Here is a 24,556-nt window from a genome sequence, read left to right on the forward strand (position 1 = left end):
GAGAGGTCCCACCCGTGCGAATCGTCACCATCGGAGACGTCGGCGTGCTCGACGGCATGGTCCACATCGGCGACGAGGCGATGTTCCACGAGGCGACCGTGCAGCTGCGCGCCCGCGGCGCCACGATCACCGGCGTCTCGTCGAACCCGGCCGAGACCACCGAGCGGTACGGCGTCGACGCGGTGCCCGCGATCGGCTTCCACCCCGCGACGACCGGCGGCCGGCTCGGCCAGCGCGAACGTCGCGCCCGCGTGCTGTCGGCGATCGACGGAGGCGCGGGCCACCTCCCCCAGGACGACCCGGCCTGGCAGGTCATCGAGGCCGTCCGCGAGGCCGACGGCGTGCTCGTCGCCGGCGGCGGCAACATGGCCTCGCTCTGGCCCATGCACGTCTACGAGCGGAACACGCTCGGGCTCGTCGCCCGACGCTTCGGCAAGCCGCTCGTCGTCAGCGGGCAGACCATCGGGCCGGTGCTCGAGGGCGAGGACCGCGAGCTCGTCACCGAGCTGCTCGACGCCGCCGCGCTCGTCGGGCTGCGCGAGGGCGCGTCGCTCGAGCTGGTGCGGACGCTCGGCGTCGACCCCGCCACGACCGTGGGGACGGTGGACGACGCGAGCTTCCTCGGGTTCGACGCCGCGCCTCCTGCCGGGGGTGCCGCCCCCTCGGGAGCGGCCGGCGCCCCGGACGTGGCCGGCACCGTGGGAGCGGCGGGCGCACCGGCGCCGTACCTGGCCGTGAGCCTGTCCGCCCACGTGGGCGACACCGACCGCACGGCCTTCGCCACGGCCGTCGCCCGGCTGCTCGACCGGGTGGCGGGCGAGGCGGGGCTCGAGGTCGTCTTCCTCGCGCACTGGGCGTCGCTCGACCCGACCGAGGAGCGCGGCGACTCGCTGCTGCACCGGGCCGTGCTCGACCAGCTGACCGTGCCCGCGCGGGTCGAACCCACGACCGACTCCCCCGCCGCAGCCCGCTTCGCCCGAGGTGCGGCCCTGCACCTGACCAGCCGCTACCACCCGGCCGTGTTCGCCGTCGCGGGCGGTGTGCCGACGGTCGGGCTCGCGGTCGACGACTACACGACGATCAAGCTGACCGGGGCGCTCGGCAACTTCGGACAGACGAGCGTCGTCTCGGCCGCGCAGCTGCTCGCGGGCGAGGCCGACGCGGTCGCGCGGGCGGCGTGGGCCGGGCGTGACACGGTGCGCTCGGCGTGGGCCGATCGCCTGGACGGGACCCGCGCGGCGTCGTCCGCCTGGTGGGACCGGGTCGCCGGAGCGCTGCGCAGCTGAGGCGCCCCGCCTGGGGTGGTGACCCGCGCCTCCTAGGGACTGCGCCGCCTCTCGCGCACGCCGCCGGGTTGTGGTCACAGCACCAGGACGTGGTCACCGCGCCAGGCTTTCTCGCGGTGCCGTGTCCACCTCCTGGCGTGGTGGCTGGCGGACTGGTGGGCGCGGCCCGCCCGCGCGGGGTCAGCCCTGCAGGGTCGCGCTGGGGTACTCGCCGAAACGCTGGACGTACGACGCCGTGAAGCGGCTCAGGTGCGTGAAGCCCCAGCGCTGCGCGACGGCGCCGACGGTGGCCTCTCCCGGAGAGAGCTCCTTCAGCTCGGCCTGCACGTGGTCGAGCCGGATGGTGCGGAGGTACTCGGTGGGCGTCACGCCGAGCTGGCGGCTGAACGCCTGCTGCAGTCCGCGCGGCGTGAGGTGCACGGTCTCGGCGAGCTGGGTCATGTTGACCGGCAGGTGCGAGTGCGTGTGCAGGTACTCGACGGCCTCGCGGAGGCGGGCGTTGCGCGGCACGAGCAGGGCCGGCGGCAGGTCGATCGACCGGTGCGAGAACGTGTCGAGCAGCGCGATCGCCGACTCGCGCTTCAGCTCGGAGCGCAGCAGCTCGGTCGACTCGCCGCCGAGGATGGTCTTGGCGGCGTTGGTGATCGTGGCCTGCCACCGACGCAGGTTCGCCAGGTCGGGCACGGCGGTGTGGTCGAACTGCAGCGGCCCGGCGAGCGCACCCTCGTGCTCGGCGGCCATGCGCTCGAGGTAGGCGGCGTCGAAGTGCACGAGGTTCTGGCGGTACTCGCGGACCTCGAACTCGAAGGCCTTGCCCGTCGGGAACATCAGCGGGCGGCCGATCTCGAACGCGGCCTCTTCGGCCCCGACGTCGACCCGGCCCTCGCCCGCGGTGATCCAGGCGACGACGTACTCGCGCTCGGGCTGGATGGCCCCCCGGATGTCGCCGAGGAACATCGCCGACCGCAACGTCATGTCCTCGTCGCCGGCCGTCGTGTACCGGTACGCGAACGACTCCTGTCGGGTGTCGGTGCGGAACCCGGCGCCGTTGTAGGTGTCCTCGAACAGCGCGCGCGCTTGATCCATGTCGCGGCCGCCCATCTCGGAACGCACCGGGGGCAGGGTCTGTTCGGGTTCCATCAGAGTGATCCTGCCATGCCGAGGATGCTGAAAGAGGCCCTTGACGGGGGAATCGTCACCGTGCTGCTGTTCGGACGCGGGCGAAAGGGCTCTGCGGTCACGCGCCGGTCGGGCTGGACGCCGGACCGAAGGCCTTCGTGAAGGCCGCCGCGAGCACGGCCTTGAAGCCCGAGGGCAGTCGCGTGCGGTGCAGCACGTCGGCCTCGACGACGAGAGCGAAGAACGTCTCGCCCTCGACCAGCCACCAGGCCCGCACCGTGTCGGTCGAGAACACGGCCTCGCCGTCGGGCTCGTCGGGGCTCTCGACGATGACGCGGTCCTCGTAGAGCGAGACCGCACCGTGCTCGCCGTTCATCGACGCCGAGCACTCGAAGACCAGGTCGGGGTCGAGCGGAGGCGCGAAGTCACCGAAGAAGAGGTCGGCGGCCGGAGTGCGGGCCGCGTCACCGATCTCGCCGAAGTCGCTGGCGACGTTGAAGTCGCCGAACGCGGTGTCGGGGGCCGTCGAGGTCTCTGGACCGGTTACGCGGCGCGACATGTCGCTCTCTGCGTCCACTGGTTTCTCGACTCTCGTCCCGATCCGGTGCGTACCTTCTCACCGCCGTGCAGCTTCTGCACCTGTTCCATTAGAGCGCCTAGCAATGCCAGCCGCACCTCGACGGGACCTCAGTTCGGTTTGTGGCCATGACGATCGCCCGGGCAGGAGGCGCCGACGGCGACGGGCAGGAGGCGCGGGTCGCGACGGTCAGGACACGCGCGTGATGCGCTCCACGGCCTCGCGGGTCAGGGCACGACTCGGCGGAGACGGGTCGAGGGCACGGTGGATCGAGAGCCCCTCGATCAGGGCGTCGACCTGCCGCGCGGTGTCCGGGTCGAAGTGCCGCTCGAGCTCGACCCGGCTCCGGCGCATCCACTCGCGGGTGATCTCACGGAAGCGCGGCTCGCGGGCGGCCAGCGTGTAGAGCTCGTAGCTGAGCACCTGGTCGCGGACCGCGGCCGGGCCGGTCAGGTCGTCGTGGACCAAGGCGACCACCGCCTCCTTGGCCTCGTCGCGGGTGGTCGCGGCCCCGAGCCGCCCCTCGAAGCGCACGATGATCGTCTCGGCGAAGCGCGAGAACGCCTCGTGCAGCAGCTCGTCCATGCCGTCGAAGTGGTACGTCATCGACCCGAGGGGCACGTCGGCACGCGCGGCGATCTTGCGATGCGAGGCGCCGGCGACGCCGACCTCGGCCACGACGTCGAGCGTCACGTCGATCAGGCGGTCACGACGGTCGGGCTCGGTGCGGCGGACGGTCCCCACGACTAGATGCTCCTCACCACGCGGGCCGGGTTGCCGACCGCGACGACGTTCGCGGGGACGTCCTTCGTCACCACCGCCCCGGCGCCGATCACGCTGTTGTCGCCGATCGTCACCCCGGGCAGCACGATCGCACCGCCGCCGAGCCAGACGTTGTCGCCGAGCGTGATCGGCTTCGCGGCCTCGAGCTTGTCGCGACGAGGCTGCGGCTCGACCGGGTGCGTCGGCGTCAGCAACTGCACGTTCGGGCCGATCTGGCAGTCGGCCCCGATCGTGATCGGGGCCACGTCGAGCGCGGTCAGGCCGTAGTTGACGAAGGTGCCGGCGCCGATCGTGATGAAGGTGCCGTAGTCGACGTACACCGGAGGCCGCACGTGCGCCGTCTCGTGCAGGCTGCCGAACAGCTCGCGGGCGACGGCCTGCGCGGCTTCGACGTCGTCGGCGAAGGCCGCGGCGAACCGGGCCTGCAGCGTGACGGCGCGCTGCTGCTGCTGCGCGATCTCGGGATCGTCCGAGACGTAGAGGTCGCCCGCGAGCATGCGCTCGTGGTTCGTCCGCGGATCGCCGGCGAAATGGTCGATGGTCGTCATGACCGCCACCCTAGACGACGAGCGTACGAACGTACACACTGGACGCATGACGAACCGACCGCCGTTCAGCCCCGAGCTCGCCCGACGCCGGGCGGCGGTGTTCGTGTTCATGGCGGTCGTCGGCGTCTCGCTCGCCTCGTGGGTCGTGCGGACCCCGGCCATCCGCGACCTGCTGCAGGCGAGCACGGGCGAGATGGGCCTCGTCATCTTCGGCCTGTCGATCGGGTCGATGGGCGGCATCCTGTCCTCCGCGCCGATCGTGCGGCGGCACGGAGCCCACCGTGCCGTGGCGATCGGCGGCAGCTCGCTGGTCGCCGGCGTGGCCCTCGTCGGCCTGGCCGCGTCGCTCTCGATCACTCCCGGCGTCTTCGTCGGCCTCGCCCTGGTCGGTGCGGGAGTCGGCCTGGCCGAGATCGCCGTCAACATCGAGGGCGCCGCGATCGAGACCGCCTCGGGCCGGTCGGTGCTGCCCGTGCTCCACGGCTGCTTCAGCCTCGGCACGGTCGCGGGGGCCGGCCTCGGCATCCTGCTGACGGCGACGCACGTGCCCGTCCAGTGGCACCTGCTCGGAGTCGCGCTCGCGGGCGGCGCCGCGCTGGTCTGGGCGGTGCCGATCGTGCCGCGGACGACCGGACGCTCCGACGAGCGGGCCGAGCGCGCCTCCGGGGTGCGGGCCCGGGTCGCCGGGTCGCTGGCGGTCTGGCGCGACCGCCGGCTCGTGCTGATCGGACTGATCGTGCTGGCACTCGCACTGGCCGAAGGGTCGGCCAACGACTGGCTGCCGTTGCTCTTCGTCGACGGCCACGGGGTCTCGGCGACCACCGGGACGGTCGTCTTCACGGCGTTCGCGGCGGCGATGACGGTCGGACGCTTCCTCGGCGAACCGCTGCTCGCCCGCTTCGGCCACGCGACCGTGCTGCGCGCCAGCGCCCTCGTCTCGGCGGTCGGCATCGCCCTCGTCGTCTTCGCGGACTCGGTCGTCGTCGCGGGCGTCGCCGTGGTGCTCTGGGGCCTCGGTGCCGCCCTGGGCTTCCCGGTGACCGTCTCGGCCGCAGCCGACAGCGACGACCCCACCACGGCGGTCGGAGCCGTCGCGACGATGGCCTACGTGGCGTTCCTGGTCGGGCCGCCGCTGCTCGGTTTCGTCGGCGAGCACGTGGGCCTCCGCAGCGCGATGATCGTCGTGCTGGTCGTGGTCGCGGGTGCCTCGCTGATCACCTCGGCAGCGCGTCCCCGTGAGCGGTCCGCCGCCGCCCGGCCTTAGTGTACGTTCGTACACCATGACGTCACCGACGACCTCTCCCGCCGCACCGGCCCGCACCGTGCCGACGCGCGAGGACCGCCGAGCCCGACTCGGCGTCGCCCTGCTCTTCTTCACCAACGGCGCGCTGTTCGCGAACATCCTGCCGCGCTACCCCGCCATCAAGGACGGCCTCGACCTGTCGAACGCCGACTTCGGCCTGGCCGTCGCGGCGTTCCCGGTCGGCGCGCTCGTCGCGGGGCTCGGCGCCGGGTGGCTGATCCGTCGCTTCCGGTCGTCACGGGTCGCCGTGATCGGCACGGTGATCACCGGGGTCGCCGTGCTGCTGGCCGGCATCGCCCCGGTCGGCGGGCTGCTGGCGGCGGGCTTCCTGCTCGCCGGCGCCCTGGACGCCGTCGTCGACGTCTCGCAGAACTCGCACGGACTGCGCGTGCAGTACCGCTACCGCCGCTCGATCCTCAACTCGTTCCACGCCGTGTGGAGCATCGGCGCCGTCCTCGGCGGTCTGATGGGCGGTGCGGCGGCGGGGCTCGACATCCCCGTCGTCTGGCACCTCGGGGCCTCGGCGCTGGTCTTCGCCGTCGTGGCGCTGGTGTCGTACCCGCTGCTGTTGGCCGGGCCCGAGCCGGCCGAGGGCTCGCCCGAGACGTCCGACGCGGTGGTCGAGTCCGACGCCGACGTGGCGGCGGGCGCGGGGCCGGGCGTCGCGCCCGCGGCGGGCGGCCCCGACGTCCGAGCGCAGGAGGCGCGGGCCGGCTCGACGACCGGGGCGGGCTCCGTGGACGACGCGACCCGCGCCTCCTCGGCTCGTGACGGCCGCCGGGTCTCACCCGGGTTCGTCGCGAAGTGGGGCGTGCTGCTGGCCCTCGTCGTCATCGCGTCGTCGGGCGCCGTGGTCGAGGACGCGGGCAGCACCTGGGCGGCGCTCTACCTGGGGTCGCTCGGGGCCGGCGTGACGGTCGCCGCCCTGGGCTTCGTGTCGCTGCAGGGCGCCCAGTTCGTCGGGCGCCTGCTCGGCGACGGCATGGTCGACCGCTTCGGACAGAAGGCCGTCGCCCGGACCGGAGGCGTGTTCGTCGCCGTGGGCATGGGCGTCGCGCTGGCGTTCCCCTCGGTGGTCGGCACGATCGTCGGCTTCGCGGCGGCGGGGTTCGGCGTCGCGACGTTGATCCCGGCGGCGATGCACGCGGCGGACAACCTGCCCGGTTTCCGGGCCGGCACGGGGCTGACGCTGGTCAGCTGGCTGCTGCGGCTGGGGTTCCTGGCGTCGCCGCCCGTCGTCGGGTTCGTCGCGGACTCGGTCGGGCTGCGGTACGGACTGCTGCTCGTGCCCGTGGTCGGGGTGGCCGTGGTGCTGCTCGGCGGGGTGCTCGAGGGGCGCCGGGCCCGGGGGTCGGCACCGCGCGGCAGCTGATCCGGTACGGGCCGGATCGAGGTCGCACCACCGTGGCGTCGTCGAACCGTGCTCCGGGGTGGTTCGACGACGCGAACGTGGTGCGGCCTCGTGACACACGCCCTTCACGGGGCGACGTTCGGCCGACGGGTCGGCGGCGACGCGGCCGGTCAGGGCAGGCCGAGCAGGCGCAGGCCCGCGGCGGCGGCGGCCCCGACGATCACCACGACGAGGAACGGCGCCCGCAGCAGCAGGGCCACCGCCGCCGCGACCAGCGCCCCGAGCCGGGCGTCGACCACGAGCTGCTGGCCGGTGGCGACGGCGTTGGCCACGGTCAGCGACGCCAGCAGCCCGATCGTGAGCGTGCCCGCGACCCGCGCCACGCGAGGGTTCGTCAGCCAGCGGCGGGGAACGAGGTACCCGAGCAGCTTGGTGGCGTAGGCGACCACGCAGGCGACGGCGATCCAGACCCAGGTGCTCACGCCGCGCCTCCTCGGCTCGTGGGGTCGGTGCCCGGGGCCGCGGCCGACGCCGCGTCGGGACGCGCTCGCGCACCCCGCCAACCGAGGGCCGCGGCCACGACGGCCGCCACCAGGATCGGCACCCCCGGAGGCACGAACGGGACCGCGACGACGGTCACCACCGCACACGCGACCGCGACCGCGGCCGCGTCACGGGAACGGAGGCGCGGCCACAGCAACGCGAGGAACGCCGCGACAGCTGCCCCGTCGAGTCCCCAGTCGCGCGGGTCGCCCATCGCGTCCCCGGCGAGCGCGCCGACGAGGGTGAAGAGGTTCCAGAGCACGAAGACCCCGACCCCTGCGACCCAGAAGCCGCGGCGCTGCTCGACGGGATCGGTCTGACCGGTGCTCGTGGCGAGCGACTCGTCGATGGTGACGTGCGCGGCGACCAGCCGACGCCAGCCGCGCGGGTGCAGCAGGGCGTTGAGCTGCATGCCGTAGACCGCGTTGCGGATGCCGAGCAGGGCCGCGGCGGACGCGGCTGCCGAACCCGCGCCTCCTCCGGCGACGACGCCGACGAAGGCGAACTGCGAACCGCCGGAGAACAGCAACAGGCTCAGGACGCAGGTCTGCGCGGTGGTCAGACCCGAGGCCACGGCGAGCGCCCCGAACGAGACGCCGTAGAGACCGGTCGCGACGGCGATCGACGCCCCGACGCGGATGCCGGGCGAACGGCGCCACGGGGTCGGGGGTGGGGTCGGGGTCGTTGGTGGGGTCGGGGCGGCTGGCGGGGTGGCGGCCGGGGTCGAGGTGGCTGGCTCGGCTGCTTCCCGGTCCCCGCGGAGCGGTTCGGGCTCGGGGGTCGGCGGCACGGCTCCAGCGTAGGGCGGCCGAACGGGGCCACGGGGCGGGTCGCACCACCGATGTGTCGTCGAACCACGCACACGGACGGTTCGACGACACATCGGTGGTGCGACCCGGCGGAGGGGGCCCGGGAGACTCCGCACCGAAGCTGATCCGGTACGTACCGGATCAGCCTGCCCGCGTGCCCGCCCCGCGTGCCGAACCCGACCTGGCCCGCACGTCCCCGCGTGCCGGACCCGCATCGGACCCGCGCCTCCTCACGTACCGAACCCGCAGCGGACCCGCGCCTCCTCGCGTGCCCAACCCGCGCCTCCTCACGTACCGGACCCGCATCGGACCCTCACCTCCCCGCGCGCCCGACCCGCGCCTCCTCACGTACCGGACCCGCATCGGACCCGCGCCTCCTCGCGTGCCCGACCCGCGCCTCCTCAGGTACCGAACCCGCACCTGCCCGATCGAGGAACGCGACCCGACCCATCTCATGTGCCGAACCCGACCTGACCCGCGCCTCCCCGCGTACCGAACCCGACCAACCGAGCTCGACACGCCGCTGGCGGACGCCCGCAGGGGCCGATCGCCGACGTCTCGTCGCGATTTGCACACTGTGCGGGCGGGGCAAGGCAGGCAGGGAGGCAAGGCAGGGAGAGGCGGGGCAGGGCCGGGCAGGGCCAGGCAGGGCCAGGCAGGGCCAGGTGTGTCAGCGCCCAGAACTGGGGAGGGCGGCGGGGCCGGACGACGTGCAGACTCGGTCGAGCCCTGAACCCGAGGAGGCCCGCCCGTGCTGTCCACCGTCTACGTGAGTCGATCGTCGTACCCCTTCACCGACGACGACCTGGCCAACCTGCTGATGACCAGCCGGTCGAACAACGCCCGCCTGGGCATCACCGGCATGCTGCTGCACCGCGAGGGGCGTTTCATCCAGGTGCTCGAAGGGCCCGACGAGGCGGTCCGAGAGCGCCTCGCGGTCATCGCCCGCGACCCCCGACACACGGCCGTGCACACGATCGTCGACGAACGCGTCGAGGACCGGCTGTTCCCCGCCTGGACCATGGGGTACCAAGCCGTCACGGACGACCTCGCCGCGGTGATCCCGGGCTACGCCGACGTCTTCGGCCCCGGGACGGACGGGAAGGCCGTCGGCCGCGACGGCTTCAGCAACCTGTCCCCGTCGTCGTCGCACAAGGTCCGCACCTTGCTGCGCTGGTTCCGCGACCAGCCGACCGACGTGACCGACGAGCTCTTCTCGCCCCGCGCCTCCTGAGACCGGGCGAGACCTCGACGGGGTTGTGATGCCCGCGCGACGTCCGAGATACTTCCCAGACGAAAGTATCTGCCGCCGTCAGGAGCATCCGTGTCGCACCCCACCCCGTCGCCCAGCCTCGTCGCGCCGTCCGAGGTGCCCGAAGCACCCGACGCGTTCGTCCACCTGAGCGCTGCCGGCGTGAGCCTGCTGCTCGACGTCACCCAGGGGCGCCTTCCGGCGGTCGTGCACTGGGGCGCCGCGCTCGGTCGGCCGACGCTCGACGACGTGCGGTCGCTCGCGGCCGCCGCGGTGCCGCCGTACGTCAACAACCTGATGGACGAGCCGGTGCGACTGGCGATCCTGCCCGAGCACCACGCCGGCTGGTCGGGCAAGCCCGGGATCGGCGGCCACCGCTCGGACGGCGCCGACTGGTCGCCGCGGTTCACGGTCGACACGCTCGACGTGACGGGCGAGGCGGAGGCGACCCGCGCCTCCTCGGGTCCCGGGCTGGTCGACGCGGGAGCCACCGTCGTCACGGTCGAAGCGCACGACGACGTGGCCGGACTCGCACTCGTGCTCGAGATCGAGCTGACGGCGAGCGGACTCGTCCGCACCCGGGCCGAGCTGACGAACGTCGCCGGGCGACGCGGGGGCGGGGGCGGGCGACGCGGGGGCCGGGGTGCCTCCGGCGACGAGCGGACGACGAGCACGGCCGCCGGTGCCGCGAGCACGGCCGCCGACGTCTACACGCTGACCGACCTGCACCTGGCCCTGCCGGTGCCGCCGCGGGCCCGCGAGGTCCTCGACTTCGCGGGCCGCTGGGGCAAGGAGCGCACGCCGCAGCGCCGCGAGCTCGTCGTCGGCGTGCACGAGCGCGAGGGACGCAAGGGCCGCACCGGCCCCGACGCCGCCACCGTGCTGAGCGTCGGCGTGCCCGGCTTCGGCTTCGGCGCGGGCTCGGGCGAGGTCTGGGGCCTGCACGTCGGGTTCAGCGGCAACCACCGGCACTACGCCGAACGCCTGTCGACCGGCGCGCAGATGCTGGGCGGCGGCGAGCTGCTGCTGCCGGGCGAGCTGCGGCTCGAGGTGGGCGAGTCGTACCGCAGCCCGTGGGTCTTCGGCTCGTACGGCGACGGCCTCGACGACCAGGCCCGACGGTTCCACCGGTGGCTGCGCTCCCGTGAGCAGCACCCGACCCGCCCGCGCCCGATGACGATCAACGTCTGGGAGGCCGTCTACTTCGACCACGACCTCGCCCGCCTCCGCGACCTGGCCGACCGGGCCGCCGCCCTCGGCGTCGAACGGTACGTGCTCGACGACGGGTGGTTCCGGGGGCGACGGGACGACCACGCCGGCCTCGGCGACTGGGTGGTCGACACCGACGTCTGGCCCGACGGCCTCTCGCCGCTGATCGACCACGTCACGGGCCTCGGCATGGAGTTCGGCCTCTGGTTCGAGCCCGAGATGGTCAACGAGGACAGCGACCTCGCTCGGGAGCACCCCGAGTGGCTCCTGCAGACCGGCGACCGCCTGCCCCCGCGGTCGCGCGACCAGCAGGTGCTGAACCTCGGCATCCCGGGGGCGTTCGACCACGTGCTCGGCCAGATGACGGCGATCCTCACCGAGTACGACATCGCCTACCTGAAGTGGGACCACAACCGCGACCTCGTCGACGCCGGCACCTGGCCGACCGGCGCGGCGGGCGTCCACGCGCAGACCCTCGCGGCGTACCGGCTGATGGACGAGCTCAAGGCGAGGTTCCCCGGGCTCGAGATCGAGTCGTGCTCGTCCGGCGGCGCCCGCGTCGACCTCGGCGTGCTCGAGCGCACCGACCGCGTCTGGGTCAGCGACTGCATCGACCCGCTCGACCGGCAGCAGATGAACCGCTGGACGATGCAGCTGCTGCCACCCGAGCTGCTCGGCTCGCACATCGCCTCGGGCGTCAGCCACTCGACCGGCCGCTGGCACGAGCTGTCGTTCCGGGCCGGCACCGCCCTGTTCGGCCACCTCGGCATCGAGTGGGACCTCGCCCGGGCGACCGACGCCGAGAACCGCGACCTCGCCGCGTGGATCGCCCTCTACAAGCAGCACCGCCGGCTGATGCACACGGGCGACGTCGTGCGGGTCGACGGGGCCGACCCGTCACTGCTGGTCTACGGGTCGGTCGCCGCCGACGCGAGTGAGGCACTGTTCTTCCTCGCCTACGTCGGACGATCGGACGTCGCACCGCTCGGCCGCGTGCTGTTGCCCGGGCTCGACCCCGAGCGGCGGTACCGCGTGGCGCCCGTGACCGCCGGGGCGCCGGACCAGGGCCTGACACCGCCGCCGTGGTGGGGTGCCGCGGACGAGGGCGGCGCGTACCCGGGGATCGTGCTCGACGGGCGCGCACTGGCGGTCGCCGGACTGCAGGCGCCGTCGTCCTTCCCCGAGCGCGTCGTGCTGCTGCGGGTCACCGCCGAGGACTGAGGGCGGGCGGCTCCCGGTGCCGGGGCGGCCATGAACCCGGTTTCGAACGATGAACCCGAAAGCTTCGGGGTTCATCGTTCGAAACCGGGTTCATCGAGGGTCGGGCTCGAGGGCGAGGAGGCGCGGGCCGCCTTCCGGGGAGAGGGCCGCGTCAGCGACCGAGCGCGTGCATCTGGGTCGCGACGGCGGCGGCGCCGCGGGCCCACTCGTCGAAGTGGAACTCCTGGACGAGTAGTCGCGGCGGCGGAGCCGTCGGATGCACGCCGCGCTCGATGGCGGCGTCGACCGCGGCACCGCCGACGGTCGCGAGCCGCACGCCCTCACCCGACAGCAGGACCACCTCGGGATCGAGCACGTTCAGGACGCCCGCGATCAGCTGCCCCAGGACGTCGGCGGCGGTGTCGACGACGACCCGCGCCTCCTCGTGTCCGTCGGCGGCGAGGGCGAGCAGGTCGTCGTAGGCGACCGGGCGGCCGAGGGCCCGGGCGGCGGCGGCCTCGACCGCGGCGACCGTGAGGAACGCCCCGGCGCAGTCGTGGTGGCCGAGGTCGCAGGTCGGGGCCGACGCGTCGGTAGGGGCGGGCACGGGCACCGGCACCGGCACCGGCACCGGCACCACGATCCGCTGGTGTCCGATGCTCCCCGCCGACGAGTGCGCCCCGCCGAGCACCTCGCCCGCGGCGACGAGGCCGAGCCCCACGCCCGCGCCGATAGTGACGAGGGCGAACGACCGCAGCCCGCGTCCCTCGCCGAACCAGTGCTCGGCCTGGGTCAGCGCGCGCACGTCGTTCTCGACCCAGGTCGGCAGGCCGATCGGGGCGGTCAGCAGGTCGGCGAGGGGCACGTCGTCCCAGCCGAGGAACGGTGCGTGCCGCACGTGCGCACGGTCGACGACCTGTCCGCCGACGGTCACGCCGACCGCGCGGATGCGATCGTCCCGGGCTCGGGCCGCGGCCACGACCGCCGTGACCTGGCCCACGACCGCCGCGGGCGACGGGTCGGGCAGGGGTTCGTCGTGCTCCCCCAGCACCCGGCCCCGCTGGTCGGTCACGACGACGAAGAGGCGGTCGCGGGTCAGCTTGACGCCGACGAAGTGGTGCGCATCCGGGTCGAGGTCGAGCGGGACCGAGGGCCGACCCGAGCCGGACGGCGCGAGGGAGGGTCGCTCGACCAGCAGCCCGCTCTCGAGCAGGGGCTTGGTGATGCGCGTGAGGCTCGGGCCCGACAGGCCGAGCCGGGTGGCGAGCTCGGTCCGCGGGCGGGCCCCGTGCACGAGGATGTCGAGCACCACGGCCTGGGCGCTCCCGGCCAGCGGCGACCAGCCGGCGCCGACGTGCCCGAGACCGGCGGGCCCGAGGGTGCCGTGCCCGAGATCGTGGGAGTCCGTCACGCGACGATCCTATGCAGCCGACCCGCGCCTCCTGGTCGTGACCTCGGGGGCCGGTGGGCCGGGTGGGTCGGGTCGGGACCGGTCGGGCCAGGTCGGGGCCGTGTCGTGCGGGGTCGAGCCCGTCCCGGACGGGGCTGCGTACCCCGCCACCCGAATTGGGGGACAACCGACCACCCCCTCGTGGCCGAACATGAATCGTGGTGACCCTCATGGACGAAACGCGCGAACTGCCCCTCTGCACGCTGTGCGCCGCGCCGACCCGTCGCGAGCCCAACCCGTTCTACGGCACGGCCCTCTCGGTGCACCGCCACGTGCTCGTCTGCACCTCGTGCTCGACCGTCGGCTTCGCCCCGGTCGTCGCCGACGCCCCCGAGGAGGCGCGGCGCCGGTCCCACCCCGTCGGCCTCCGTGCCCGCGTGGCCGGCTGGTACCGCGCGCTCCCCTGACCGCGCGCCGCGCCTCCTGCGCTTCCCGTGCCGGAGCACCGTCGACGGGACAGAACACCCCGGAACACCGCGGTGTCCTGTCCCGTCGGTGGTGTTCGGCTGTGTGCTGCCGAGCGGTCGGTCAGTCCTGCGGTCGGCCGCCGCGGGATGCCGCCGCGTACTCGGCGTCGGCCTGGAACCGAGCGGCCGCCTCGGCGTCGAGCTCGGTGCCCGCGCCGCAGTAGGCGCAGGTGTAGACGTGCTTCGTCGAGTACGGGATCACCGGGATGAAGAACAGCGTGAACCACCGACGGTGCTTGACCAGACGCTGCGCGGCCTCGTTGCCGCAGACCCGGCAGACGAAGAAGAGGACGCCCAGCAGGGCGCTCGTGCCCTTGGTGCCGAAGATGATCATGCGCTCACCCTAGGCGGGACCGGGGCCCCACCTGTGACGCCGACGTGTGCACGTCGATCGTCATGGGATCACACTTCCGATCAGATGAAGCGGGATCTCTGGTGGGTCCCTGGTTCTCTTCACGGAGAGCACATCGAAGCCCGAGATCGGTTGTGCGGTCTCGGGCTTCGCCATGCCCGGGGGTCGTTCCGGCGCAGGCAGCCTGTGGGTGATCGCACCACGGAATGAACATCGCACCGCCGAAACAGGCGGTGCGATGTTCAGAAAACGGTGCGGCATGTGCCCGCCCCACCTCACCCGGCGCGGAACCGCCGCAGGCGCAGGCTGTTCGTCACGACGAACACCGACGACGCCGCCATCGCCGCGCCGGCCAGCACGGGGTTGAGCAGTCCGAGCATCGCGACCGGGATCGCCGCGACGTTGTAGGCGAAGGCCCAGAACAGGTTGCCCTTGATCGTGCCGAGGGTCGCCCGCGACAACCGGATGGCGTCGGCCACCCCGGCGAGCTCGCCGCTGACGACGGTCAGGTCTCCGGCCGCGATCGCCGCGTCCGTGCCCGTCCCCAGGGCGATGCCGAGGTCGGCCGTCGCGAGGGCCGCCGCGTCGTTGACGCCGTCGCCGACCATGGCGACGACGCGACCGTCCGCCTGCAACCGGGCCACCGCCTCCACCTTCTGCTGCGGGGTCGCCTGCGCGATCACGTCCGCCGCGGCGATGCCGACCTGCGCCGCGACGTGCCGGGCCGCGCCCGCGTTGTCGCCGGTCAGCAGCACGGGCGTCAGGCCCAGCCCGCGGAACCGCTCGACGGCCTCACGCGCGCCGGGCTTCACGGTGTCGGCGACGGTGACGACACCGCGAACGCGACCGTCCCAGGCGACGGCGACGGGGGTCGCTCCGGTCGCCTCGGCCGCGGCGAACGCCGTCTCGAGGTCAGGAGGCGCGGTGACCGACCACTCGTCGGCCAACCACCCGGGGCGGCCGACCAGCACGAGCGTGCCGTCGACGAGGGCCTGCACGCCGGCCCCGGCGTGGGCGACGAACTGCTCGACGGACGGGACGACGACCCCGCGTCGGGCGGCCTCGGCCTCGATCGCCCGGGCGATCGGGTGCTCCGAGCCGGACTCGACGGCGGCGGCCCGGGCCAGGACGTCGTCGACCTCGACGGACCGGGCATCGCCCACGACGGCCTCCACGACCACCTCGCGGACGCTCATGCGCCCCGTCGTGACCGTCCCGGTCTTGTCGAGGACGATCGTGTCGACCGTGCGGGTGCGCTCGAGCACCTGCGGCCCGCGGATCACGATGCCGAGCTGCGAGCCGCGACCCGTGCCGACGAGCAGTGCGGTCGGCGTCGCGAGCCCCAGCGCGCACGGGCAGGCGATGATCAGCGTGGCGACGGCGGCGGTGAACGCGGTCTGCAGCGACCCGGTGAAGAAGTCACCGGAACCGCCGGCCCCGGAACCGCCCCCGGAACCGGCCCCGTCGACCAGCCCGCCGAACGCGAGCCAACCGACGAAGGTCAACACGGCCAGCCCGATGACGACCGGCACGAACACGGCCGACACCCGGTCCGCCAGCCGCTGCACCTCGGCCTTGCCGCTCTGCGCCTCCTCGACGAGACGCCCCAGGCGCGCGAGCTCGGTGTCGGCCCCGACACGGGTGATCTCGACGAGCAGGCGCCCGCCGACGTTGAGGGTCGCACCGACCACGCGGTCGCCCGGGCCCACCTCGACCGGCACCGACTCGCCGGTGAGCATGCTCAGGTCGACCGCCGAGGTGCCCTCGCGCACGAGGGCGTCGCTGGCGATCGCCTCGCCCGGACGGACGACCACGAGGTCGCCGGGCACCAGGCCCGCGGTGGCGACCCGTGCCTCCTGACCGTCGCGCAGCACGGTGGCCTCCTTGGCGCCGAGCTCGAGCAGGGCGCGCAGGGCCTCGCCCGAGCGGCGCTTGGCGCGGGCCTCGAGCCAGCGCCCGAGCAGGATGAACACCGTCACGGCCGCGGCGACCTCGAGGTAGAGCTCGGTCGGGCCGCCGTGGGTCGCCACCAGGCTGAACGACATGTGCATGCCGGGTCGCCCGGCGTCGCCGAAGAAGAGCGCCCAGAGCGACCAGGCGAAGGCGGCGATCACGCCGACGCTGACGAGGGTGTCCATGGTCGCGGCACCGTGGCGGGCGTTCACCGCGGCGGCGCGGTGGAAGGGCCAGGCGCCCCAGACGGCGACCGGTGCGGCCAGGGTCAGCGCGAGCCACTGCCAGTTCGCGAACTGCAGGGCCGGCACCATCGAGAGCACGACGACGGGCAGGGCGAGGGCGGCGCTGACGAGGGTGCGGCGGCGGAGGGCGTCGACCTCCGCGGCCCGGGCGTCCGGCGACGCGTCGGACGAGCCGTCGGATGCGGCGGTCGAGGACGCAGGAGGCACGGGCACGGTGGCCCCGTACCCCGCGGCGGCCACCGTGGCGATGAGCGCGTCGACGTCGGGCGCGACGGGGTCGCCGTCGCGCGCGTCACCGGCCGCACCGGCCACGACCCGCACGTGCGCCTTCTCGGTCGCGTAGTTGACCGACGCCTCGACGCCGGGGAGCTTGTTGAGCTTGCGCTCGATGCGGTTCGCGCAGGAGGCGCACGTCATGCCGGTGATGTCCAGCTGCACGGCGTCGAGCGGCACAGCGTCCGACTGCACCGCGCCGGGCTGCACGGCACCGGGCCGCCGGGCGGCAGGCGGGACGGTGCCCCGCGGGACGCTCCCGCCCGGCCGGCCCGCGCCTCCTGCGGTGGTCATCGTGCGGAGAGCTGGTAGCCGGCCTCTTCGACGGCGGCCCGCAGCTGGTCGTGCTCGACGGTGGCGTCGGCCTGGACCGAGACGGTGGACGCGCCCCCCGGGTTGAGGTCGACCTCGACCGAGTCGACGCCGTCGACCTCGGAGAGCTCTTCCGTGACGCTCGCGACGCAGTGCTCGCAGGTCATGCCGTCGACCTGCAGGGTGGTGATGGTGGTGTCGGTCATGCTCGGTCCTCTCGATCGGCCCCCAGGTTATACCCCCTAGGGGTATCGGTGCCAGGGGTGTCCGCTCTTGTCCCCCACCTCCGAGATGCCTCCGCGTCGAGGCGGCGTCCGGGGTGGCGGACTACGAACGAAGGCGGACCCGCCAGGACGGCGGGAGAGAGAAGGCACCCGACCATGACCGAGATCACCGCACACCACGGCCTCTTCAAGGACACGAACCTCCACGTCGACGACACCGGCGGCACGGGCCGCACCGTCGTCCTGATCCACGGCTGGCCCCTCTCGGGCGAGTCCTGGAGCAAGCAGGTCCCCGCGTTCGCCGACGCCGGCTACCGCGTCGTCACCTACGACCGCCGCGGCTTCGGACGCAGCGACAAGCCCAAGACGGGCTACGACTACGACCACCTGACCGAGGACCTGCACACCGTCCTCACCGAGCTCGACCTCGACGACGTCACGCTCGTCGGCTTCTCGATGGGCGGCGGCGAGGTCGCGCGCTACTTCAGCAAGTACGGCACCGAGCGCCTGCACAGCGTCGTCTTCGCCTCGGCCGTGCCGCCGTACCTGATGAAGACCGACGACAACCCCGACGGCCCCCTCACCAAGGAGGCCGCCGCCGACATGACGGCCGGCCTGACCAAGGACGAGGACGCGTTCTACGAGGACTTCACGACCGGCTTCTTCTCGGTCGACGGCGTGCTCAAGGTGTCCGAGGCCGACCGCCAGGACGCCCTGCGACTCGCGAAGCAGGCGGACAAGACCGCGGCGCTCGAGGCCATGGCCTCGTTCGCCAACACCGACTTCCGTGACGACCTGACCAAGGTCACCGTGCCGACGCTGGTCATCCACGGCGACGGCGACGCGACCGTGCCCTACGAGGGATCGGGTGCACGGACGCACGCGGCCGTCGCCGGGTCCGAGCTGCACGTGATCGCCGGCGCACCGCACGGCGCCAACGTCAGCGACGCCGACGAGTTCAACCGCGTCGTGCTGGAGTTCCTCAAGAAGTAGGCACCACCCCGGGCGGCTGCAGCCGCTCGCGACGCGACCCCAGGAGGCGCGGTGCCGGTCCCCGAGACCGGCACCGCGCCTCCTGCGCGTCCGGTTCGGAACCTCCTGCGCGTCCGACTCGACCCGTCGTGCACCCTCGCCCCCCGTTCAGGGGTGAAGGTCACGGGCGGGTAACGAAGTGGAACGGGTCCAATCCTTTCCGCGCCCGGTGGCGAACCCTGTACATCCCCACCGGGACCAACAGACAAGGAGCTTCACCATGAACGCCTTCACTCGCAAGCGCATCACGAAAGCCGCCTTCGGCATCGCCGCCTCCGGCGCCCTGATCTTCTCCCTCGCCGCCTGCTCGTCCAACTCGGGCACCGCGACGGACACCTCGTCGACGTCGTCGTCCTCGTCCGAGCCGTCGGCCGCGTCGACGCCCGCCGCGTCGATCGCCGACCTCAGCAACGGTGTCGACACCCAGGTCGCCGTCGACCAGTCCTTCGTCGACGCGATCACCTCGCTCGGCCTGACCCCCGGCGTCGTCGGCACCGCGACCTTCACCGACGGAACGTTCTCGTTCCCCATCACCGGCGGCAACGTCGACTACTACGGCCCCGACAGCGACGTCCGTCCCTACGTCCAGGGTGAGATCGACCACGACGGCTCCGGCCTGTCGCTGACCTCGGCCGACGGCACCGTCGTCGAACTCACCGACTTCCGCATCGACCCGGGCGAGTCGAAGCTCTACGGCACCGTCACCGCCAACGGCACCGTCGCCGCCGAGGACGCCTACCTGTTCAACCTCTGGGGCGGCACCCTCAAGCCCATCCAGATGGAAGGCGCCAACGCCGTCCTCGAGGGCACCACCGTCCACATCAGCCCCGACGCCGCCGCGCTGCTGAACCAGACCTTCAAGACCGACGCCGTCCAGGACGAGATGCTCGTCGGCGTCGCGAAGATCACCGCCGCCACGGAGTAGCACCCGTCGGGCCGGCTGCCGCCGGCCCGATCCCCGGGTCGTCTCCGTGACGACGCACCGGCCCCGTCCTGCTCGACGGGGTCGGCGATCCCGGTGGACCCCGCCTCGTGCTCACGCACGGGGCGGGGTTTTTCCGTGTCGGCTGATCCGCTACGTACCGGATCACCCCCTGGGTGCCCGCCCACCCGACCGCATCGGGCGACGTGGCCCGGCCCGGCCGTCACGAACCCCGTTCCATGCCATGAACCACGAAGCTTCGTGGTTCATCGCACGGAACGGGGTTCTTCGGGTGCGGGCGCCGCGCGTGCGGGTCGCGGGGTGCGGCCGCGTGATCACGAGGCGCGGCGGGGGTGGCGGGCTGCAGGCTCGGGAGGCGCGCCGGGCGGCCACGGGTCGGGCTCGGCCGTGCTGCGGGCGATGAGCGCACGGACGTCGGCGTCGTGCTGCAGCGTCCACGCGACGGCCGAGTTCAGCGACGACGCCGTGTGCAACCACGGCCGACGCCCGCCCTCGTCGCGGCAGTGGGCGTAGACGTCGAACGCGAAGCCGCCCGTGACCGGCCGCTGGCGCACGAAGCCGAGCGGAGCCGCCTCGCCCTGCCGGATCAGCCACAACCCTTGCCCGCCCGGGATCGGCGGGATCGCGCACGGGTGCTCGGCCGGCGGTTTGCGCAGTGCCGCCCGCGCGTTCTCGAACTTCGTCTGCACGCCCATGTCGGTGACCGTAGGCGCGACCACCGACGCCGGGCCCGGCGGGGGCCGGGCGGGGACGGCGTACGACGAAAGTCGTACGCGAGGTCCCGACTCCTGCACCCGGTGTCGCGGCGGCGCAGCCGCGAGCGTAGAGACATGATCACGACACCGACTCGAGAAGCCCCTCCGTCCCGACGGCGCCACCCGCGCCTCCTCGTCCGAAAGACCCTCGCCGCCGCGGCCGTCGTCGCCCTGGGCGTGACGCTCGCCGGGTGCGCGTCCGGGGCGACGGGCGCGACCGCCGACCCCGCGCCTCCTGCACCGCCGCGGCACCAGCCCGGCGGGCACTCCCTCACGCAGGACGACGTCGACTCGTGGCTCGACGGTGCCGTCGGCTCGGCACTGCAGACCACCGGCATCCCCGGGGCGACCGTGTCGGTCGTCGCCGACGGGAAGCTGCTCACCGCCCGCGGCTACGGCATGGCCGACACCGGCACCGGCGACACGCCCGCCGAGGCCGTCGACCCCGAGCGCACGCTGTTCCGCGTCGGCTCGGTGTCGAAGGTGGTCTCGGCGACGGCGATCATGCAGCTCGTCGAGAAGGGCGACCTCGACCTCGACGCCGACGTGCAGCAGTACCTCGACTTCGACCTCGACACCCCGAAGGGTGCCGTCACCCTGCGGCACCTGCTCACCCACACGGCCGGCTTCGAGGAGGTCATCGCCGGGCTGATCGGCACCCCCGGCAGCGAGAAGACGCTGCGCGAGGCCGTCAGCGAGGCGCCCCCGGCCCAGGTCTTCGTGCCCGGGACGACGCCGGCGTACTCCAACTACGGAGCCACCCTGGCCGGTTACGTCGCCGAGCGCGTCAGCGGCGTCCCGTTCGCCGAGCTGCTGCAGCAGGACGTCTTCGACCGGGCCGGCATGACCTCGTCGTCGTTCGCCCAGCCTCTGCCCGACGACCTCGACGCCCGCCTGGCGCACGGCTACCCCGACGACTCCAAGCCCGCCGTCGCCACCGAGGTCGTCAACGCGGCGCCCGCCGGTGCGATGTCGGCCACGGCGACCGACATGGCCCGCTTCATGCTCGCCCAGCTCGGCGACCTGCCCGACGACCAGGCGCTGCTGCAGCCCGACACGCTCGCCGAGATGCACCGCCCCGCCCTCGACGCCGACGACCTCGGCACGCTCGTCGCCGGCCAGCGCATGGACCTCGCGTTCTTCGACGACAGCACGCCCGGTCTGGCCGCCTTCGGTCACGACGGCGACACGCAGGTCTTCCACTCGGCGATGCGGATGTTCCCCGAGCACGACACCGGCATCTTCCTCAGCATGAACGGCAGCGGACGCTCGGCCACGGCGTCCCTCGACCTGCGCACCACGGTGCTGCAGGGCTTCGCCGACCGCTACCTGCGTGACGCGGCTACCGCCGATTCGTCCGCCTCGGGCACCGGCTCCGGCGCGGCCCCGGACGACGGGCCCGTCGCGGCCGACCTGGCCGGCACGTACCTCTCGTCGCGCTCCCCCGTCACCAACCCCGGCGCCCTGCTCGCCCTGAGTGGTCAGACCACGGTCGTGCCCCGCTCGGACGGCACGGTCGCCGTCACCCCGAAGCCGCTCGGCGTCACCACCGGCGTCTACGAGAAGGTCGGGACCGACCTGTGGCGCGAAGTCGGCGGAGACGCCCTGCTCGCGACGCGGACCGCCGGCACCGACGGGGACGCGACGGTCGAGGCGATCTCGTGGGGCGCCTCCTTCACCATGCTGCGGGCGCAGCCCTGGCAGGCGGCCTCGGCCGTGCTGCCGAGCGTGCTCCTGGCCGTCGTGGTGCTGCTCGCGTCGATGATCGTCTGGCCGGCCACCGCCCTGGCCGGGGTCGGACGCCGACGTCGCGACCTCCGCGCCGGCACGACGGCCGGGACGATCGCCGCCACCCCCCGCCGCCGCGACCGCACCCTGCTGCTGTCCCGTCTGGGGCAGGCGTCGACGCTGCTGGCCCTCGTCGGCTGGACCGCCGTCGCGGTGCAGGCCATGTCGTTCGCCGAGGTGTCGGCCGTGACCCTGCGCGTGCTGCAGGGGCTGCAGCTGCTCGGCGTCGTCGCGATCGTGCCGGCCGCCCTGGTCGCCTGGGGGGCCGTGCGCGACCGTCGCGGCTGGGCCGTGGTGACCGGACGCGTGCTCGTCCTCGTGTCGCTCGTCGTGCTCGCCGGCTTCGCCTTCGGCTTCCGCCTCATCGCCCCGAGCGTGAGCTTCTGATGGCCCGCCCCCAGCGCGACACCCGGGCCGACGGTGCACAGCCGTCGTCGGCCCGGGGCCGGGAGGGCCGCGGCACCTGGCATGCTCGGACCGTGACCACGCACCCTGACACCTCGCCCACCGCGGCGGTGGTCGTCGACCGGCCCGGCCCCGGGGTCGACACGGTGCGCCGCGTCCTCGACCGGCTCGGCGTGCACACGGTGCTCGGTCGCGACGTCGCCCTCGCCGGAGTGTGGGCGCTCGTCACGATCGCCTTCCTCGCGACGCTGCTCGCGGCGGGCGAGTTCTACGGCGCGAACCGCAGCATCCCGACCGCCCAGGTCGTCGCCGTGATCATGCTGGCGCTCGTCCAGCACGTCCCCCTGGCGCTCCGGCGCGTCCGACCCGTCACGGCCCTGCTCGCGGTCGCCGTCCTCCAGGCCGCCCTGCTCGCGGTCCTGCCGACCGGGTTCGCCCTGTGGACGGCCGCCCCGGTCGTCACGGCGTACACGATCGCCACCCTGCGGCCCACCCGGGCCGTCGTCGGAGTGGTGCTCGCCGCCGTCGGCATCGAGGCCGTGGGTGCCGCCGTCGGCGCCTCGGCCCTCGTCAAGGACCAGCTCGGTGCCCCCGGCGGGCTCGGCGAGGTCGGCGTCGTCGTCGAGGCGCTCGCCCTCGTCGCCAGTGCGGTGCTGATCAACGGCGTGAGCGCCGCCGTCGGCTCGTGGGTGGCCCTGCGCCGTGCACACGACCGCGACGCCCGGGCCCGCGCGGCCGAGAGCGTCGAGCACCAGGCGACGCTCACCCGTGCCGCGGTCGCCGCCGAGCGCACCCGCATGGCCCGGGAACTGCACGACGTCGCCGCCCACCACCTCACCGGGCTCGTCGTTCAGGCGGGTGCCGCCGAACGCCTCGTCGACGGCGACCCCGAGCGCGCCAAGGAGTCCCTGCGCAGCGTCCGCGCCCAGGGCCGCGAGACGCTCGACGCGCTGCGGTCGATCGTCGGCATCCTCCGTGAGACCGGCGACGGGCCGAGCGGCACCGTCCCCGTGCCCGGCCTCGGGGACGTGGGCGACCTCGTCGACCAGGCCCGCGCCTCCGGGGCGGTCGTCGACTCGCACGTCGACGGCACGCTGCCGTCGCTGGCCCCGCTCGCCGACGTGACGGCCTACCGCACGGTGCAAGAGGCGCTGGTCAACGCCCGTCGGCACGCGCCGGGGGCGCCGGTCGAGCTGCGCCTGCGCGCCACGGCCGGGTCCCTCGTGATCGTCGTCGAGAACGACCTGCCCGTCGTCCGTGACACGTCGGGGGGCGGCGGCTTCGGGCTGGTCGGCATGCGCGAGCGGGCCGACCTGGTCGGTGGACGGCTCGACACCGGGGCGACCGCCGAGGGTCGGTGGCGGGTGCGGCTCGAGCTGCCGGTCGAGGCCGTGGCCGACGACGGGCCGTCGGCGCCCACCGTGACACCCGCTGCGACACCCGGACCCGGCGCGGGGCCCTCTGGCGGGGGCGCGGAATGATCCGGGTCGTGCTGGTCGACGACCAGGCGATCGTGCGCACCGGTTTCCGGGTCGTGCTCGAGACGGCGGGCGGCATCGAGGTCGTCGGCGAGGCGTCCGGCGGGCGCGAGGCGGTCGAGGTCGTTCGACGCACCCGCCCCGACGTCGTCGTGATGGACGTGCGCATGCCCGGCGGCGACGGGATCGAGGCGACGCGGGCCATCGTCGACGCCCGCGTCGGGCCCGGTGATGCCGGGGTGGCCTCCGTCGACGGGCAGGAGGCGCGGGTCGGGTCGGCGAGCGCCCCGGCGGTCCTCGTCGCCACGACCTTCGACCTCGACGAGTACGTCTTCGGCGCCCTCGAGGCGGGCGCGAGCGGGTTCGTGCTGAAGGACGTCGAGCCCGACGAGTTCGTCGGTGCGGTCCGGGCACTGGCCTCGGGTCGCGCGGCGATCGACGGCGCCACCACGCGGCGGGTGATCGCCGAGTTCACGCGACGCCGGCGGACGTCGGCGGTCGAACCGTCGCCCGACGTCCTGACGGAGCGCGAGCGCGAGCTCGTCCGCCTGCTCGGCGAGGGGCTCTCGAACGACGAGATCGGCGAGCGCTTGGTCGTCGAGACGAGCACGGTCAAGTCGCACCTCACCCGCATCACGACCAAGCTCGGCACCCGCGACCGGCTGCAGACCGTCGTCTGGGCCTACCGCTCGGGCCTGCTGCCCTGAGGCCCGGGGCCTCCGTCCGTCGGCCGCCCTCGTCGCACCACCGTCCGAACGTCGCACCGCCCATCTCGGCGGTGCGTCGTTCGGTCCGGGGTGCGACACCCGGTCGTCCCGGCTCGACGCGCGGGCCGTCCTGGTGCCACGGCCCGCTGATAGCCTCGGGGCGTCGCGGGGCCACGGGGGTGCCCGGACGGA

22 protein-coding genes are annotated in these 24,556 nt (G+C 73.9%); 11 read left to right on the top strand and 11 right to left on the bottom strand.

All coding sequences use genetic code 11. From position 1 onward, the window contains the following. Positions 1 to 14: 14 nt before the first annotated feature. The gene (locus tag AC1MBW_RS06090; protein ID WP_480025813.1) at positions 15 to 1,286 is read left to right on the top strand and encodes a polysaccharide pyruvyl transferase family protein; all 1,272 of its coding nucleotides are present in this window, start codon (positions 15 to 17) and stop codon (positions 1,284 to 1,286) included. Positions 1,287 to 1,466: 180 nt separating this feature from the next. Here the strand turns inward: AC1MBW_RS06090 and AC1MBW_RS06095 are convergent, their stop codons facing one another. From AC1MBW_RS06095 to AC1MBW_RS06110, 4 genes are all read right to left on the bottom strand, one after another. Next, the gene (locus tag AC1MBW_RS06095) at positions 1,467 to 2,426 is read right to left on the bottom strand and encodes a helix-turn-helix transcriptional regulator (RefSeq protein WP_054145129.1); all 960 of its coding nucleotides are present in this window, start codon (positions 2,424 to 2,426) and stop codon (positions 1,467 to 1,469) included. Positions 2,427 to 2,523: 97 nt separating this feature from the next. After that, positions 2,524 to 2,964, bottom strand: coding sequence for a hypothetical protein (locus tag AC1MBW_RS06100; RefSeq protein ID WP_480025814.1), 441 nt, complete (start codon positions 2,962 to 2,964; stop codon positions 2,524 to 2,526). A gap of 207 nt (positions 2,965 to 3,171) precedes the next feature. Continuing rightward, the gene (locus AC1MBW_RS06105; RefSeq protein WP_054145127.1) at positions 3,172 to 3,726 is read right to left on the bottom strand and encodes a TetR/AcrR family transcriptional regulator; all 555 of its coding nucleotides are present in this window, start codon (positions 3,724 to 3,726) and stop codon (positions 3,172 to 3,174) included. A gap of 2 nt (positions 3,727 to 3,728) precedes the next feature. Further along, positions 3,729 to 4,313, bottom strand: coding sequence for a sugar O-acetyltransferase (locus AC1MBW_RS06110; protein WP_480025815.1), 585 nt, complete (start codon positions 4,311 to 4,313; stop codon positions 3,729 to 3,731). 46 nt (positions 4,314 to 4,359) lie between these two features. Between AC1MBW_RS06110 and AC1MBW_RS06115 the strand changes: the two genes are divergently transcribed. Together AC1MBW_RS06115 and AC1MBW_RS06120 are read left to right on the top strand one after the other, a co-directional pair. Next, on the top strand, positions 4,360 to 5,577 hold the full coding sequence (locus AC1MBW_RS06115) for an MFS transporter (protein WP_480025816.1): 1,218 nt from the start codon (positions 4,360 to 4,362) through the stop codon (positions 5,575 to 5,577). Positions 5,578 to 5,593: 16 nt separating this feature from the next. Continuing rightward, the gene (locus tag AC1MBW_RS06120) at positions 5,594 to 6,988 is read left to right on the top strand and encodes an MFS transporter (RefSeq protein ID WP_480025817.1); all 1,395 of its coding nucleotides are present in this window, start codon (positions 5,594 to 5,596) and stop codon (positions 6,986 to 6,988) included. Between the two features lie 149 nt (positions 6,989 to 7,137). On the opposite strand, the gene AC1MBW_RS06125 is transcribed toward AC1MBW_RS06120, so the two are convergent. Together AC1MBW_RS06125 and AC1MBW_RS06130 are read right to left on the bottom strand one after the other, a co-directional pair. Beyond that, entirely contained in the window at positions 7,138 to 7,449 is a 312-nt protein-coding gene (locus AC1MBW_RS06125; protein WP_054145123.1) for an AzlD domain-containing protein, read from the bottom strand. Next, complete coding sequence (locus AC1MBW_RS06130) at positions 7,446 to 8,150, bottom strand: AzlC family ABC transporter permease (RefSeq protein WP_480026080.1); 705 nt, start codon at positions 8,148 to 8,150, stop codon at positions 7,446 to 7,448. The genes AC1MBW_RS06125 and AC1MBW_RS06130 overlap by 4 nt, the downstream gene beginning before the upstream one ends. Before the next feature lie 920 nt (positions 8,151 to 9,070). Here AC1MBW_RS06130 and AC1MBW_RS06135 point away from each other — a divergent pair. Together AC1MBW_RS06135 and AC1MBW_RS06140 are read left to right on the top strand one after the other, a co-directional pair. Beyond that, positions 9,071 to 9,553, top strand: a complete 483-nt coding sequence (locus tag AC1MBW_RS06135) for a BLUF domain-containing protein (protein ID WP_054147572.1) — start codon at positions 9,071 to 9,073, stop codon at positions 9,551 to 9,553. Positions 9,554 to 9,688: 135 nt separating this feature from the next. Continuing rightward, positions 9,689 to 12,001 (top strand): alpha-galactosidase, encoded by a 2,313-nt coding sequence (locus AC1MBW_RS06140; RefSeq protein WP_480026081.1) that lies wholly within the window; start codon positions 9,689 to 9,691, stop codon positions 11,999 to 12,001. A 151-nt stretch (positions 12,002 to 12,152) separates the two neighbouring features. Here the strand turns inward: AC1MBW_RS06140 and AC1MBW_RS06145 are convergent, their stop codons facing one another. Next, positions 12,153 to 13,391 (bottom strand): ROK family protein, encoded by a 1,239-nt coding sequence (locus AC1MBW_RS06145; RefSeq protein ID WP_480025818.1) that lies wholly within the window; start codon positions 13,389 to 13,391, stop codon positions 12,153 to 12,155. A 209-nt stretch (positions 13,392 to 13,600) separates the two neighbouring features. Here AC1MBW_RS06145 and AC1MBW_RS06150 point away from each other — a divergent pair, with 209 nt between their 5' ends. Then, positions 13,601 to 13,837, top strand: coding sequence for a hypothetical protein (locus tag AC1MBW_RS06150; protein WP_480025819.1), 237 nt, complete (start codon positions 13,601 to 13,603; stop codon positions 13,835 to 13,837). Between the two features lie 121 nt (positions 13,838 to 13,958). On the opposite strand, the gene AC1MBW_RS06155 is transcribed toward AC1MBW_RS06150, so the two are convergent. The 3 genes from AC1MBW_RS06155 to AC1MBW_RS06165 all read right to left on the bottom strand — a co-directional run bounded on the left by AC1MBW_RS06155 (position 13,959) and on the right by AC1MBW_RS06165 (position 17,238). Continuing rightward, positions 13,959 to 14,231, bottom strand: coding sequence for a zinc-ribbon domain-containing protein (locus AC1MBW_RS06155; RefSeq protein ID WP_480025820.1), 273 nt, complete (start codon positions 14,229 to 14,231; stop codon positions 13,959 to 13,961). Positions 14,232 to 14,524: 293 nt separating this feature from the next. Continuing rightward, a complete protein-coding gene (locus AC1MBW_RS06160) occupies positions 14,525 to 17,014 on the bottom strand; it encodes a heavy metal translocating P-type ATPase (RefSeq protein ID WP_480025821.1) in 2,490 nt (829 codons plus the stop codon). After that, complete coding sequence (locus AC1MBW_RS06165) at positions 17,011 to 17,238, bottom strand: heavy-metal-associated domain-containing protein (protein ID WP_054145925.1); 228 nt, start codon at positions 17,236 to 17,238, stop codon at positions 17,011 to 17,013. The genes AC1MBW_RS06160 and AC1MBW_RS06165 overlap by 4 nt, the downstream gene beginning before the upstream one ends. Positions 17,239 to 17,412: 174 nt before the next feature. Between AC1MBW_RS06165 and AC1MBW_RS06170 the strand changes: the two genes are divergently transcribed. Both AC1MBW_RS06170 and AC1MBW_RS06175 read left to right on the top strand, forming a co-directional pair. After that, positions 17,413 to 18,249 carry an alpha/beta fold hydrolase gene (locus AC1MBW_RS06170; protein ID WP_480025822.1) on the top strand — a complete coding sequence of 279 codons (837 nt, stop codon included), beginning with the start codon at positions 17,413 to 17,415 and terminating at the stop codon, positions 18,247 to 18,249. Between the two features lie 259 nt (positions 18,250 to 18,508). After that, positions 18,509 to 19,213, top strand: a complete 705-nt coding sequence (locus AC1MBW_RS06175) for a hypothetical protein (protein ID WP_054145927.1) — start codon at positions 18,509 to 18,511, stop codon at positions 19,211 to 19,213. Between the two features lie 332 nt (positions 19,214 to 19,545). On the opposite strand, the gene AC1MBW_RS06180 is transcribed toward AC1MBW_RS06175, so the two are convergent. Next, a complete protein-coding gene (locus AC1MBW_RS06180; RefSeq protein WP_480025823.1) occupies positions 19,546 to 19,926 on the bottom strand; it encodes a hypothetical protein in 381 nt (126 codons plus the stop codon). 135 nt (positions 19,927 to 20,061) lie between these two features. Between AC1MBW_RS06180 and AC1MBW_RS06185 the strand changes: the two genes are divergently transcribed. The 3 genes from AC1MBW_RS06185 (at position 20,062) to AC1MBW_RS06195 (ending at position 24,364) form a co-directional block, all read left to right on the top strand. Beyond that, positions 20,062 to 22,161 carry a serine hydrolase domain-containing protein gene (locus AC1MBW_RS06185; RefSeq protein WP_480025824.1) on the top strand — a complete coding sequence of 700 codons (2,100 nt, stop codon included), beginning with the start codon at positions 20,062 to 20,064 and terminating at the stop codon, positions 22,159 to 22,161. A 92-nt stretch (positions 22,162 to 22,253) separates the two neighbouring features. Further along, positions 22,254 to 23,660: a sensor histidine kinase gene (locus AC1MBW_RS06190; protein ID WP_480025825.1), complete on the top strand. Its 1,407-nt coding sequence runs from the start codon at positions 22,254 to 22,256 to the stop codon at positions 23,658 to 23,660. Beyond that, entirely contained in the window at positions 23,657 to 24,364 is a 708-nt protein-coding gene (locus AC1MBW_RS06195; RefSeq protein ID WP_480025826.1) for a response regulator, read from the top strand. Before AC1MBW_RS06190 ends, AC1MBW_RS06195 begins: the two co-directional genes overlap by 4 nt. Positions 24,365 to 24,556: the final 192 nt, after the last annotated feature.

The organism is Frigoribacterium sp. AP1, from assembly GCF_056680555.1.